We start from the raw sequence: 13,467 nt of genomic DNA, 5'->3' as shown, positions 1-13,467 counted from the left end.
TCCGCCTCAGCCCAGCTCGCGGAGTGCCACCTCGATGATCGTCGCGCTCGGAACGTGCAGCGCCTCCGCGGCGGTCGTCCCCGTCGCCGACAGGTAGGCGTCGACGAGGCGGTTGCCCGCTGCATACCCGGCACCCATCGGCAGACCGACCGGCTCGCCCCCGTATCGCAGCGCGGCCTCGTCGCCGTGCACCCACGAGACGAAGTGCTGCATCCCGCCGACGTCGAGACCCTCGACGACCCGGTCGAACACCGCGTCGTCGTCGAGGTGCGCGACACCGATCGGCGTGTAGCCGGACGGCCCGTGCAACTGCCGGGCGAACGCGTCCGCGAGCCCCTCCGACACCACCTGCTCACCGACCACGACGGTCGCCGGATCCCACACCACCCCGCCCGGCGCGTATCGCAGGTTGTGGTTGAGCTCGTGGACGGCGGCCGCCTCGAGGCGCGCGAGGTTCTCCTCCGTCGGCCAGAGGATGAGGGAGATGAACCCGGTCGCGCTGCCGTTGCCGATGAATCCGCGGATCGACTCCATGAAGTAGGTGTCGTCGGGGTCGCCGAGGACGAGCAGGACGGTGATGTCGGGGACGACAAGGCCCGGGACCGCGTCGAGCTGGGTGGCGACCGCCGCGTCGAGTGCCCGCGAGATCTGTCCCCACGCGTCCGCCGCGACGAGTCGGTCGAGGGCGTCGACGACCCGATCCAGGCTCCGATCGATCGGGAAACCCGAGCCCATCGTGTGCATGGCGAGCAGGTCGACTTCGCCCGGGAAGTACCGGTACATGTCGGCGACGGGCTCGAGCATGGCGCGGAGTCGCGCGGGTCGTTCGGCTTCCGGCGCGTCGAGGACGGAACGAATGCCGCTGGCGGTGTCGAGGATCGTGATCGTCATGGTGACGACGCTAAAGCCTCACGCCGCGTGAGGGTCAAGTGCCCTACCCCGGGAGGCTGCCAGCGCGGTGCGCTGACGCGAGTGCGGTGTACCCGGCGTGGCCGCTGCACAACCGGCGTGCCCGCTGCGCAACCGGCGTGACTGCGCCCCGCGCGCGTGAGCGCGACCCTCCGGAGACCCGCGCTCACGCGTCAGGCCCGCGGTCGCGTCAGCGCACCGCGCTGGCCCAAGGCGACGGCGGGCGGAGGAGGGCTACCGGGAGCGCAGCGCCTCGAGGGCCTCGGGGGAGAGCGGTGACCCGGCGCGCTTCGCGGCGTGCAGAGCGGCGCCGATCGCCGGACCGAACAGCGGGGCCCGGAGTTCGTACCGGGCCGGCAGTGCCGCGATGGCCTGCTCGAAACCCGACCGCACCGGTTCGGCGGAGAACACCCCGCCCGAGTACGACACCGGAACGACCTCGTCGCCGTTGAAGCCGAGTTCCACGCGGGTCGCCTCGACGATCTCCGCCAACTCCCCGCTCGCGTCGGCGAGTATCCGCGCCGCGACCTCGTCACCCTGCTCGGCCGCAGCGACGACCGTCTTCGCGAGATCCGCGATGCGGCCACGCTGACCCTTCCAGCGGTTCATGACGACGTCGATCACGTCGAGATCGCTCGTGATCCCGACCCGCGCCTTCATGAGGTCGTAGAGCGGCCCGCGCGGCAGGCGGCCGTCGCTCATCCGCGTGAAGGCGTTCAAACCTCGAGCCGCGATCCAGTACGCCGAGCCCTCGTCGCCGAACAGCTCGCTCCAGCCGCCGACCCGGTGCCCGCGGCCACGGCGCTCGCCGTAGGTCATCGACCCGGTCCCGCTGATGACGTTGATGCCGTCGACGGCGCCGAGCGATCCAGCCCAGCCGCACACCATGTCGTTGTCGCACGAGTACCGTCCGTGGCCGAGCACCTCGCCGGGGATCGCGTTCAGCCGGTCGAGGTCGGAACTGACCTCGCCGTATCCCGGCAGACCGAGGAACGCCTGATCGATGTCGGACGCCTCGACTCCCGCCCACGACGTGACCGCCGCCACACCCTCGGTGAGGATCCGACCGACGAGCTCGATGCCGTCGTCGAAGTAGTAGCAGCTGGCCGTCTGTGCTTCGGCGACGACGTGTCCGCCGTCGTCGAGGAGCACGAACGCGGTCTTCGAGCCGCCGCCGTCCACGCCGAGGAAGAGCGACACGCCTACCGCTCCTCGGGTGCGGTGCCCGCTGCGCCGGAGGTCACCGGGTGGATCCGGACGCCCTGCACGACGCGGTTCACCGTGCCGCTCGGGAACGGGTTGTCGGGCGTCGCGCCGAGCTGCAGCGAGTACGACAGGCCGAGCAGCTGCGCGACGAGCACGTAGCCGATCGCGAGCTGCGCGTCGTCGAGGCCGGCGAGCTCGGGCAGCACCCAGTCGTACGCCGTGGCGCCGTCGACCGGCTCGGAGGAGATCGCGATCACGCGCTCCGGCGACAGCGTCGCGCGCAGTTCGGTGACGATGTCGAGGTCGTACCGCCGCGTGTACGGATCGGACGACAGGTAGACGACGACGAGCGTGCTGTCGTCGACGACCGCCTTCGGTCCGTGACGGAACCCGAGCGCCGAGTCGTAGTAGGTGACGATCCGTCCGGCGGTCAGCTCGAGCAGCTTGAGCGCCGACTCGCGGGCCAGACCGGTGAGTGGGCCGCTGCCGATGTAGACGACGCGTTCGCACCCCTCGTTGGCGAGCGCGCGGATGTCCACCTCGCGCTGGTCGAGGATCGTCGTCGCTCCGGCCGCGAGCGCCTGTACGGCGGCGTCGTCCGCGCCGCCGAGGATGAGGAGGACCGAGAGCAGCATCGAGCTGAAGCTCGACGTCATCGCGAAGCCCTCGTCGTTCGACCGCAGGGGCATGAGCACGGTGAGCGACGAGGCGCGATCGTGGTGGCGTCGGTACAGCTCGCCGGTCTCGTCGCACGTGATCACCAGGTGGTGCACCTCGGCGAGCGACTGGTCGGCGAGTTCCGTCGCGGCCACGCTCTCGGGGCTGTTGCCGGAGCGCGCGAACGACACGAGGAGCAGCGGGACGTCCTCGGCGAACGACTCCTGCGGGTTGGAGACGATGTCGGTGGTCGCGACCGCGTCGATCCGGCGACGGAGCGTCCGGGTCAGGGCCGGTGCCGCGATCTCGCCGATGAAGGCCGAGGTCCCCGCCCCGGTCAGGACGATACGCAACTCGGGTCGTGCCAGGAGCGGTGCGAGGAACGCGTCGATCTCCTCGCGGCGGGCGGCGATCCCCGTCGACGCCTCGAGCCAGACGTCGGGCTGCTGGGTGATCTCGCGGACGGTGGCTTCCGAACCGACGATGGTGGTGATGGACACGGGTTGCTCCTGGGGTGGGTCGAGGTGATGAGGGGGAGTTGCGAGGTAGCGATGTTGGTTGAGCGTTCGACGCGCGCGGCGATGGACGTGATCCTGCCATGCCGGGATCGGTGCCTACCCTTGAGGCCTGAGAAGGTCATGGTCGCCACGAACTGCTTCTGGGCGAAGAGGAAGAACACGATCAGCGGGAGCGTGGCGACGACGTTGCCGGCCATGAGGAGCGCCCAGTCCGTGCGGCGCGCGCCCTGGAAGTTCGTGATGCCGAGCTGCAGCGTGAAGGCCTGGTCGTTGTTGATCGCGATGAGTGGCCAGACGAGGTCGTTCCACGAGCCCAACAGGGTGAAGATCGCGAGCGTCGCCAGCGCTGGCTTCGCGAGCGGCAGGATCACCCGGAAGAACACCTGGAGTCGGGTGCAGCCGTCGATGAGCGCGGCCTCCTCGAGCTCCGCCGGGAGCGACAGGAAGAACTGCCGCATGAGGAAGATGCCGAACGCGGAGGCCAGCCACGGCACGATCGCCGCCCCGAGGCTGTCGATGAGCCCGATCCGGGAGAACAGGATGTAGGTCGGGATCATGAGCAACTGCGTCGGGATCATGATCGTCGCGACGATCATGAGGAAGCCCATCGTCTTCCCGCGGAACTTCAGGCGCGCGAACCCGTAGCCGGCGAGCGAGCAGAGCACGAGATGGGACAGGACCGCGACCGTCGACACGATGACGGTGTTGCCGAGCCAGAGCAGGATGTTCGACTCGGAGAAGAGCTTCGCGAACCCGTCGAAGGTGATGTGCGAGGGGAGGATGCGGGGCGGATAGGTGTTGATCTCCGACTCCGGCGTCACCGAGGTGATGAACATCTGCACGAACGGGATGGCGAAGATGATCGCGATCGGCGCGAGCACGAGGTGCCAGGGGCTGAAGCGCCGACGCGTGCGTCGCTCGGCGGGCGGGGCGGTCACGGACGACTTGCCGGTGGCGGCGTCGCCGCGTGGCGGGGTGGTCAGGACGGTCATCAGAATGCCTCCACGTTGGAACGGCGGGAGTACAGGACGACACCGATCGTGGCGATGAGCGTCACCACGAACAGCCCGTAGGCGACCGCGGAGCCGTACCCGAACTGCAACTGCTTGAACGCCGCGTCCCAGAGGTAGAACACGATCGTCTGGGTGGCGCCGAGCGGGCCTCCCCGGGTGGTGGTGTACACGAGGTCGAACAGCTGGATCGCCTGGATGAACTGCCAGATGGCGACGAACACGGTGACCGGCCCGAGCTGCGGGAAGGTGATGCGCCAGAACGACTGCCAGGCGTTCGCACCGTCGATCCGTGCCGCCTCGAGCAGTTCGGCGGGGATGTCCTGCAAGGCCGCCAGGTAGATGACGGTCGTGAAGGCTGCCTGCCCCCAGAGCGACATGATCGTGATGACGACCATCGCCTGCCCCTGGTCTTCGAGCCAGCCCTGCGCCGGGAGTCCGAGGAACCGGAACACGGTGTTGAGGAGGCCGAACTGCGGGTTGAAGAGGTACGTCGTGAGGATGCCGGTCGCGGCGGCGGAGGCGACGAAGGGGACGAAGATCGCCGTGCGGTAGACGCCGATGAAGCGGATCCGGCGGTTGAGCGCGACGGCGAGGAAGAGTCCGAGGCCGAGCGACGCCGGGACGAAGAGGAGCGTGTAGACGACCGTGTGGACGACTGCCGCCTGCAGCTCGTCGTTGCCGATCATGCTGGCGTAGTTCTCCAGCCCGACCTGCTCCGGCTCGCTGAACCCGTCCCACTTCTGGAGCGACAGGAAGAACGCCCAGATCGCGGGGAAGATCGACAGGCCCAGCACGATGAGCATCGCCGGGGCGACGAAGCCCCAGCCGGTGAGGCTGTCGCGGAACCGTCGTCCGGAACGGCGGGGCCGGGCCGGAGCGCGCTCGGCACGCTCCGGCTTCGGCTCCGTCGATGGACGTGTGTCGCGTCCGGCGACCGTGGACATCAGTCCTCCGCCAGAGCGTCGTCGGCGGTCTTCGCGGCGTCCTCAAGCGCTTGCTTCGGGTCGCCCTGGCCCTGCAGCACCGAGGAGATCGCCTTGCCGATGGCCTCCGAGAGGCCGACGTAGCCGGGCACCGTCGGACGAGCCTGCTTGGCGTTGACGCCGTTCTCGGCCATCACGTCGAGGCCGGGCAGCTGAGCCACCTGCGCCTGGAACTCGGGGGTGTCGATCTCGCTCGAGCGCAGCGGGAGGTTGCCGTAGGCGACGTTCCACTTGAGGTCCTGCTCCGAGTCGGTGAGCCACTTCGTGAACTCGTACGCCCAGTACTCGCGGTTCTTGTCCTTGTGGTCGAACAGCGCCCAGACGTCGGGGCCGGAGACGGTCTGGTGGTCGCCGTCGGTTCCGGGGAGGACGGTGACGCCGTACTTCGTGCCCTTCGTCTGCAGCGTCGACAGCTGCCACGGACCGGAGGTGATCATGCCGATGCGGTCGCTGGCGAAGAGGTCGCCGAACTTCGTGTCGGTCTGGTCGAGGTAGACGCTCTTGTCCTCGACCGCCATGTCGCGGAGGAAGGTCAGTGCGTCGACGCCCGCATCCGAGGCGAACTCGGCCGTCTTGGCGTCGTCGGAGATGATCGATCCACCGTTCTGCCAGAGGTGCGGCCAGAACTGCCAGGTCGTCTCCTCGCTGCCCGACACCGAGTACGCATAGCCGTAGGTGTTCGTCGCCGGGTCGGTGAGCTGCTTCGACGCCTGGCGGAAGTCGTCCCAGGTCCAGTCGGCCGTGGGGTAGTCGACGCCGGCCGCGTCGAAGACGGTCGTGTTGTAGAGGAGTGAGATGTTGTCGACCACGGCGGGGAAGCCGATCGTCTTCTCGCCGGTCGGCTGCACTGTCTTGCGGGCCGCCTCGGAGAACTCGTCCCATTTCACGTCGGGCTCGGCCACCTGGTCGGTGATGTCGAGGGTGCGGCCGGACGCCTCGAGCCGGCTCGCCCAGGAGCCGAAGGCGTACGAGACGTCGGGGTAGTTGCCGCCCGCGAAGCTCGCGGAGAGCTTCTGCAGGAGGTCCTCCGTGGACGGCGCGCCAGAGGACACGTCGATGGTCACGTTGGGGTGCAGCTTCTCGAAGTCGTCGACGAGACCGGTGAGGATCTGCTGCGCGGCGTCGGCCTGCCCGGTCCAGAAGGTGAGTTTCACCTTCGCGTCCTTGTCGAGTGTCGTGGCACCGGAGGATCCGCCGGCGCACCCGGAGAGCGCGAGCGCTCCGACGGCGAGGACGGCGGTCGCGGTGATGAGGCGACGTGCGCGGCGGGCGTGCGGTGAGGTGGAAGCGTGGATCGTGGAACGGGGTGGGAACATCGGTGGTCGTCTCCTGTGTCGATCGTTCGGGAAGGATTCGGTTCGGCGGTGCTTCGGGTCGGTCAGATGCGGTCGGCGGGGATGATCTCCCGGAGCGGCTCCGGCAGCAGCTCGCCGTGCGCGGTGACGAGGTCGTTGCACAGCTCCCAGATCTGCTCGGGCGTGAGGGTGGACGAGGCGTTCGGGTCCATGAGGACCGCCTGCCGGATGAGCGTCGGGTTCCCGGTGCGGGCCGCCTCGATCGTGAGCTCCGCGACGGAGACATATGGGCGGTTGAGCGCGGCGCACTGCACGGGCAGGACGCCCATGGGCTGCGGGGCGATGCCGTTCCCGTCGACCTGGACGGGGACCTCGACGACGGCGCCCTGCGGCAGGTTGTCGATGAGGCCGCGGTTGACGACGTTCCCGTGGATGAGTCGCGGGGTGTCGGTCACGAGGGAGTGGATGAGCTGCGGGGCGTACTCGCTCGCCTCGTCCTCGAGCGTCAGCGGGGTCCCGGCTGCGAGGGCGGCCTTCGTCGCCTCGAACTCCGCGACGTTCTCCTCGCTGATGCCGAGGTACTCGAGCGGCTGGAGGCGGAAGCGCTCGACCTGCTCGGGGGAGCGGAGGAACCACGACAGGTACTCGGAGGAGTGCTCGCTCGTCTCGGTGGGGTAGTAGCCGATGCGGCGGAACATCTCGACGCGCACGCGGCGGCTGAGCTCGGGGTCCTCGCGGATGCGGTCGCGCAGGGCCGGGTAGAGGTCGCGGCCCTCGTGGGTCCACTCGAGCAACCACGACTGGTGGTTGACGCCGGCGGCGCGGTAGCTCGTGCCCTCGATCGGCACGCCGACGAGCTCGCAGAGGTCGTTCACCGTCCAGAACACGCTGTGGCAGAGGCCGATCGCGCTGATGTCGGGGGCGACGACCGACGCCCACCAGATGTTCATCGCCATCGGGTTGGTGTAGTTCAGGAGGTGGGCGTCGGGGCAGATCTCCCGCATGTCGGCGGTCAGCGCCGAGAGCAACGGGAAGGTGCGGAGGGCTCGGAAGACGCCGCCGATGCCGGTGGTGTCGCCGATGGTCTGCAGGAGACCGCGGGTCGCCGGGATCTCGAGGTCGGAGACGGTCGCGCGGATGCCGCCGACCTGGACCATGTTGATCACGAAGTCCGCACCGGCGAGGGCGCGACGGCGGTCGGACTCCGCCGAGATCGTCGCCCGGCCGTCGAGGCGTTCGTCGACGTGGCGGGCGGTGCCCTCGGCCACGGCGAGGCGCTCGGGGTCGATGTCGTGCAGGACGATCTCGAGGCCGGCGAGGTCGCGGTAGCGGAGAAGGTCGGCGATGAGTTGGCGGGTGAAGACGACGCTGCCCGCCCCGATGAAAGTCACTCGTGTCATGGAGTGATCATCGACTACAGTGATCGAACCGAGCAAGAACTTGATCGGAAATCGATTGAAATGATCACTTTCGCTGAGCAGAGCCGTCGGCGACGAGGGAGGGGTTCGCCGTGGGAGGACCGACCGCAGCCGAGCTCTCGCGACACGCTCCGTCCGGGAAACGCAGTCAGCGGATGCGCGCCATCCTCGCGCTCCTCGCGGCGGAGGACGCCGTCGTCTCGATCGACGACCTCACGACCCGGCTCGACGTGTCGGCCCCGACGATCCGGCGCGACCTCGCCGACCTCGACGACCTGGGCCTCGTCCTCCGGACGCACGGTGGCGCTCGGGCGGTGGAGTCGCGCGACGAAGTGCCCGTGCGGTTCCGCGACACGCAGTTCCGTGAGGCCAAGCGTCGGATCGCCTTGCGCGCGGCGGAGATGATCCCCGCGGGACCGTACGCGATCGCCCTGAGTGGTGGCACCACCACGGCGGCGGTCGCCAAGGAGTTGAGCAACCGGGCGGAACTGACGATCGTGACGAACTCGCTCACCACGGCGACCGAGATCGCCTCCCGGCCGAACCTGCAGGTGATCATGACGGGAGGCCTGGTGCGCTCCTCGTCGTTCGAGGCGGTGGGGGCGCTCGCCGAGAACACCTTCAGTGCGATCAACGTGGGTACCGCGATCCTCGGGACCGACGGCATCAGTGCGCAGGGCGGTGCGACGACGCACGACGAGCGTGAGGCGCGGACGAACCTGGCGATGGTGCGGCACGCGCAGCGGGTGATCGTGGTCGCCGACGGCTCGAAGGTCGGGAGGGTCACGCTCGCGCGCATGGCCGAGTTGGGGCAGATCCACGACCTCGTGACCGACTCCTCCGCCGACCCCGACGAGCTCGAGCGTCTGGCGGCAGCGGACATCGCCGTGCACGTCGTCGCCCTCTGACCGTTCCCTCCCTCCTCTGCTGCGGCTTGGGCCAGCGCGGTGCGCTGACGTGAGCGCGGGCCTCCGGCGTGAGCGCTGGTCTCCGGAGGGGCGCGCTCGCGGTTGTGGGGTGCGCCCGCGCCGAGTGGCGCATACTCGCGTCAGCGCACCGCGCCGACCTCAACCCCACAGATGTCGCGGGCATCGAATGCATTGTTCTAGTACCCTTGCAAACATGTTGTTCCGCGTCGATCCCACCTCCGCGGTCTCGCTCGCCGAGCAGATCGCGGTGCAGGTGCGCTCCGGCATCGCGACGGGCGCGCTGGCACCGGGGGAGCGCCTCCCGCCTGCCCGCGACCTCGCCCGAGCACTGCAGATCAACATGCACACGGTCCTCCGCGCCTACGGAGAGCTCCGCGACGACGGACTCATCGGGATGCGACAGGGCCGCGGCGCGTGGGTGAACGAGGATGCAGCACCGGGCCTCGTCCGGGTCAACGAACTCGTCGCCCAGCTCGTCACCGAGGCACGCAAGTTCGGAATCTCGCCGAAGGACCTCAGCCGGATGATCGAACGCACCTGACGATCCCAGACGCCAACCGTACGACCCCGTCGGTCGACGCCGACGATCAGACCACCTCAGCAGCTCAGGGGGAGCACATGCACGACACCACCACCTCACCGCCACCGGCAGCACCTGCGCGCGGACGGATCGTCCTGGCCGGCTTCGCCATGGCCGTTCCGGCGATCGCGATCGCGCTCACCCGCCTCGTCTGGGGCAATGCGATCCCCGTCGACGTCGCCTCGCACTGGTCGGGCACCGGGGCACCGGACGACTCCCTGCCCGCCGCGGGCGTCTTCCTCGTGACGCTGCTCATCGCGTCCGTCGCCGCGATCGCAGCCATCATCCTGCTCGCCCTGCCGAAGCCGGACATGCGCACCAAACGCATGATCGTCCTCTTCATCGGCATCGCCGCCGGGTCGGCCGCGTCCGTGTGGATCATCCCCACGTGGCTCACCCTGCAGGCCGGCTCGGTCGACGGTGCCGTCCTCGGCTGGTGGATCGTCCCGCTCGCCGCGTGTTCGCTCTGGGGCGTGATCCCCGCCGTGATCCTGCCGTCTCAGCCGCTGCTCGCCGGCGCAGCTGCCCGACCGGCGCCGATGGACCTCGGCGAGACCGAGGTCGGTGCCTGGAGCCGGAGCGTCACGGCCCTGCTGTTCCTCTGGCTCGCCCTCGCCCTCGTCGCGATCGGCGCCGTCGCCTACACGCCGATCCTGCTGGGCGGCGAGTCGGGCGTCGCGATGTTCGGTCTGTCGATCCTCGCCGTCGCGACCCTCCTGTGTGCCTCGTTCATCCGCCTCCGCGTGAGCGTCGACTGGCGCGGCCTCCGCGTCGTCTCGCTCTTCGGCATCCCGATGAAGCGCATCCCCCTCGACCAGGTCGACGTCGTCGAGGCCACCGACATCCGCCCGATGGACTGGGGTGGCTGGGGCTACCGGATCATGCCCGGCCGCTCGGCCGTCGTGCTGCGGTCCGGTCCGGGCCTCGTGGTCACGACCACCTCCGGCAAGCAGTTCGCGATCACGATCGACGACCCCGAGGAACCCGCCGCGCTCCTGCAGGCGCTCGCCGCCCGCACCGGTTCGCGGGTCTGACGGTCGTCGCTGAAGGCGTGATTCACGCTTCGAGCGACAGTGCGAAGGCGATCTGCTCGTCGTCGAATGCTGGAGCCATCAGCGCGGCCTGATCATGCGAGATGCCGAGGTCAGATGCGACGGCTCGCCAGTCACGCACCCGCCCTGCGACGGACTTGAGTACCTCCACAGCAGCCGGGCGTGTCAGATGGAACGCAGCTGCAATGTCGAGGAGGTGTTCGAGGCGACGATCGCGCGGATCGTCGACATCACTGATCTGGCGGGCGTCGATGATGCCCCGGTGAGGACTCGGGTTGACGTCGAAGACCGGTGCCAGTCTCCATCCGCCGGATTCCCGCAGGAAGCCGTGATTGCGCCAGTGATCATCGACGTTGTTGATGAGGATGGTCAGGGCGATCCGACCGAACATCTCCAGCAGGTCCGTCCTCGGGTCGGCGCTCACCTCGGCGATCGTGTCGGTGAACTCCTCGTACGTCACGCGGGCATCGTCATGTTGCCCGATCTCGAGCATCGTGGCAGCTGACGCGTATCCGATCCGCCGTTGAGCCGGTCCCCGGTCGAATCGGTCGACCACGAGGACGCTTCGACCGGTTCCTGCCGGTCTGAGGCGCCACGGACTCGTCCTGAGGCCCGCGCTCGACGCGAGGGTGAGTGCGACGGCCTCCCAAGCCTCGACGTCGATGGACCCGTCGGCGGAGCGAGGGAGCTTCGCGAGCGCGAGCCGGCCGGACGGGAGGACGACGTTCGCCTTCGGGCGTGCGCCACCGGGTGAGGTGGCGACGCCGTTCAGGTACGCGACGTCTTCAGCGGTGGCATCGTCGGACTCGTAGCGCTTCGCAGCAGCAAGGATGTGCACGAGGTCGTGGACGGTCGCAACGGCGGCATCGCTCGAGAGCCACACCGTTCGGCCTCGGTGACGAAGGCGCAGCGCGCCGGTGCGCGTGTGGTCGGACACGCCGATGAGGAAGTCGAACGCTCCGACACGACGCGGAAGCGAGGCATCCTCTCGGAGCCGATTCGCGTGGTTCGCGCGGATGATCTTCTGACCCCACTCGTCGGGGGTCGCGTCTGCGAGCGCTCCGAACAAGACCGTCGACTCGTCGGTGTACTGCCGGGCTGCGACGAGGGGGAGATCGGGGGACAGTGCATAGGCGTCCGGTGAGGCGAGGTAGCCGGAGTCGTACTGGAACGACGATGACGCGAGCGTCCGACCGCCCTGGAATGACGGACGCAGCATGCCCACCAACCGAGGGGTTGCCGGCGTGTCGTCGAGGAACACCTCCACCTCGGGTGTTCGGTTCACAACGCACCGCCGGAGGAGAGGAGGTCGTCGATCCTGGCGCGGGCGGCGTCATTCCGGTACGGGTCTGTGGAACCCACGACCGAGTCCGAGATGCCCAGCGCGAGGAGTACAGCCATCACCGAGTCCAACCGAGCGGTCCCGGTGCCGCCCTCGATGCTGCGGAGGGTGTCGCGCGTGATCGAGGCGCGCTCGGCCAATTGCGTCGCTGACATGCCGTTGATCCGGCGCCACCGGCGGAGGTTTTCGCCGAACTCCTCCAGCGCACGGCGTCGCCGCGGAGACTGTCGTTGCACCATGATTCAACCTGACCTTTCTACCGGTCAGAAATTGCCTGAACCGACCGCTATAGCTGTCATAATGCTACGCCTCACGCACCAAGATTGCACCCCGTGACTGACAGGACGGAGAAGAGGGACGTGAACCAATACGGTGAATCCATGAGCGAAGCACCCCTGGCCACGGAGCCGACCACGACCGCGCTGCCCTCGACCACGATCGGCGCGGGCGACACTGCCGCGGAGGTGGGCGCCATCGGGTACGGCGCGATGTCCATCGCCGGCACCTACGGGGCAATCGCCGACGCCGATGTCACCACGATCCTCGAAGCCACCCTGGCGAGTGGGGTGAACCTCATCGACACCGCGAACGTCTACGGCGACGGCCGCAGCGAGGAACTCCTCGGCCGGTACCTGACCGGGCGCCGCGACGACGTCTTCCTCGCGTCCAAGGTGGGCATCGTCACCGGCGGCGGTATCGGCAAACGAGGGATCCGCGGCGACCGCGCCCATCTCCACGAGCAGATCGACGGCTCGCTCACCCACCTCGGCACCGACCACCTCGACCTCTACTACCAGCACCGCGTCGACCCCGACATCCCGATCGAGGAGACGGTGGGGGCGCTCGCCGAACTGGTCGCCGCCGGCAAGGTCCGCCGCATCGGTCTGTCCGAAGCGACGGGCGACGAACTCCGCCGCGCGCACGCCGTGCACCCGATCGCCGCGATCCAGTCCGAGTGGAGCATCGTCAGCCGTGACATCGAGACCTACGTGGTCCCGACGGCGGCGGAGCTCGGCGTGACGGTCGTCGCGTTCTCGCCGCTGTCGCGCGGGCTGTTCACGGAGGACTTCACGGCCGAGACGGTGCCGCTCGGTGGAACGCGAGCGAACTTCCCGCGCTTCCAGCCCGAGCACCTCGCGGCGAACCTCGAACTGGCCGCACGATTCCGCACCCTCGCCCACCGCATCGGGGCGACCGCGGAGGCGCTCGCGCTCGCCTGGGTGCACGACCGGGGGCAGCAGCTCGGCGCACGGGTCGTCTCGATCCCGGGCACCCGGAGCGTCGCGCACCTGCACGCGAATCTCGAGGCGTTCCAGGTGGAGCTGACGGACGAGATCCGAGCCGAGATCGATACCTACGCCGACCAGGTGAGCGGTGCGCGGGCCGCCGACCCGAACTGGGTGTCGGGCGGTCGCGAGGGGCTCATCTGACGCCGACACGTGGGTCGTCCCCTCTTGGCCAGCGCGGTGCGCTGACGTGAGCGCGGGCCTGTGACGCCAGTGCGGGTCTCCGGAGGGGCGCGCTCACGGCTGCGGGGCGCGGCCACGCCGATCCGAGCGCGCTCG

13 protein-coding genes are annotated in these 13,467 nt (G+C 69.1%); 4 read left to right on the top strand and 9 right to left on the bottom strand.

Annotated elements, in window-relative coordinates:
- Nucleotides 1-6 precede the first annotated feature (6 nt).
- The 7 genes from FGL15_RS06030 to FGL15_RS06000 form a co-directional block, all read right to left on the bottom strand.
- Nucleotides 7-891 carry a DUF2268 domain-containing protein gene (locus FGL15_RS06030; protein ID WP_138945344.1) on the bottom strand — a complete coding sequence of 295 codons (885 nt, stop codon included), beginning with the start codon at nucleotides 889-891 and terminating at the stop codon, nucleotides 7-9.
- 252 nt (nucleotides 892-1,143) lie between these two features.
- Nucleotides 1,144-2,109 (bottom strand): N-acetylglucosamine kinase, encoded by a 966-nt coding sequence (locus FGL15_RS06025; RefSeq protein ID WP_138945343.1) that lies wholly within the window; start codon nucleotides 2,107-2,109, stop codon nucleotides 1,144-1,146.
- Between the two features lie 2 nt (nucleotides 2,110-2,111).
- The gene (locus FGL15_RS06020) at nucleotides 2,112-3,125 is read right to left on the bottom strand and encodes an SIS domain-containing protein (protein ID WP_240773932.1); all 1,014 of its coding nucleotides are present in this window, start codon (nucleotides 3,123-3,125) and stop codon (nucleotides 2,112-2,114) included.
- A complete protein-coding gene (locus FGL15_RS20750) occupies nucleotides 3,110-4,282 on the bottom strand; it encodes a carbohydrate ABC transporter permease (RefSeq protein WP_240773816.1) in 1,173 nt (390 codons plus the stop codon). The genes FGL15_RS06020 and FGL15_RS20750 overlap by 16 nt, the downstream gene beginning before the upstream one ends.
- Complete coding sequence (locus FGL15_RS06010) at nucleotides 4,282-5,247, bottom strand: carbohydrate ABC transporter permease (protein WP_124767461.1); 966 nt, start codon at nucleotides 5,245-5,247, stop codon at nucleotides 4,282-4,284. The genes FGL15_RS20750 and FGL15_RS06010 overlap by 1 nt, the downstream gene beginning before the upstream one ends.
- Nucleotides 5,247-6,602 (bottom strand): ABC transporter substrate-binding protein, encoded by a 1,356-nt coding sequence (locus FGL15_RS06005; protein ID WP_138945341.1) that lies wholly within the window; start codon nucleotides 6,600-6,602, stop codon nucleotides 5,247-5,249. Before FGL15_RS06005 ends, FGL15_RS06010 begins: the two co-directional genes overlap by 1 nt.
- A 62-nt stretch (nucleotides 6,603-6,664) precedes the next feature.
- Entirely contained in the window at nucleotides 6,665-7,981 is a 1,317-nt protein-coding gene (locus tag FGL15_RS06000; RefSeq protein WP_138945340.1) for an alpha-glucosidase/alpha-galactosidase, read from the bottom strand.
- A 173-nt stretch (nucleotides 7,982-8,154) separates the two neighbouring features.
- Between FGL15_RS06000 and FGL15_RS05995 the strand changes: the two genes are divergently transcribed.
- From FGL15_RS05995 to FGL15_RS05985, 3 genes are all read left to right on the top strand, one after another.
- Complete coding sequence (locus tag FGL15_RS05995; RefSeq protein WP_138945339.1) at nucleotides 8,155-8,907, top strand: DeoR/GlpR family DNA-binding transcription regulator; 753 nt, start codon at nucleotides 8,155-8,157, stop codon at nucleotides 8,905-8,907.
- Between the two features lie 214 nt (nucleotides 8,908-9,121).
- Nucleotides 9,122-9,469, top strand: coding sequence for a GntR family transcriptional regulator (locus FGL15_RS05990; protein ID WP_124767458.1), 348 nt, complete (start codon nucleotides 9,122-9,124; stop codon nucleotides 9,467-9,469).
- Between the two features lie 77 nt (nucleotides 9,470-9,546).
- Nucleotides 9,547-10,542 carry a hypothetical protein gene (locus FGL15_RS05985; protein ID WP_138945338.1) on the top strand — a complete coding sequence of 332 codons (996 nt, stop codon included), beginning with the start codon at nucleotides 9,547-9,549 and terminating at the stop codon, nucleotides 10,540-10,542.
- A 22-nt stretch (nucleotides 10,543-10,564) separates the two neighbouring features.
- Here FGL15_RS05985 and FGL15_RS05980 read toward each other — a convergent pair whose 3' ends face one another.
- Nucleotides 10,565-11,779 carry a type II toxin-antitoxin system HipA family toxin gene (locus FGL15_RS05980; protein ID WP_138945337.1) on the bottom strand — a complete coding sequence of 405 codons (1,215 nt, stop codon included), beginning with the start codon at nucleotides 11,777-11,779 and terminating at the stop codon, nucleotides 10,565-10,567.
- A gap of 62 nt (nucleotides 11,780-11,841) precedes the next feature.
- Nucleotides 11,842-12,141: a helix-turn-helix domain-containing protein gene (locus FGL15_RS05975; protein ID WP_138945336.1), complete on the bottom strand. Its 300-nt coding sequence runs from the start codon at nucleotides 12,139-12,141 to the stop codon at nucleotides 11,842-11,844.
- A gap of 141 nt (nucleotides 12,142-12,282) precedes the next feature.
- On the opposite strand from FGL15_RS05975, the gene FGL15_RS05970 reads away from it, so the two are divergent.
- A complete protein-coding gene (locus FGL15_RS05970; protein WP_138945335.1) occupies nucleotides 12,283-13,332 on the top strand; it encodes an aldo/keto reductase in 1,050 nt (349 codons plus the stop codon).
- Nucleotides 13,333-13,467: the final 135 nt, after the last annotated feature.

Origin of the sequence: Plantibacter sp. M259, from assembly GCF_006065115.1 — a bacterium.
Lineage (GTDB): Bacteria > Actinomycetota > Actinomycetes > Actinomycetales > Microbacteriaceae > Plantibacter > Plantibacter auratus.
The sequence above is the reverse complement of the archived record's forward strand: the minus strand, read 5'-3'. Positions and strand labels throughout refer to the sequence as shown.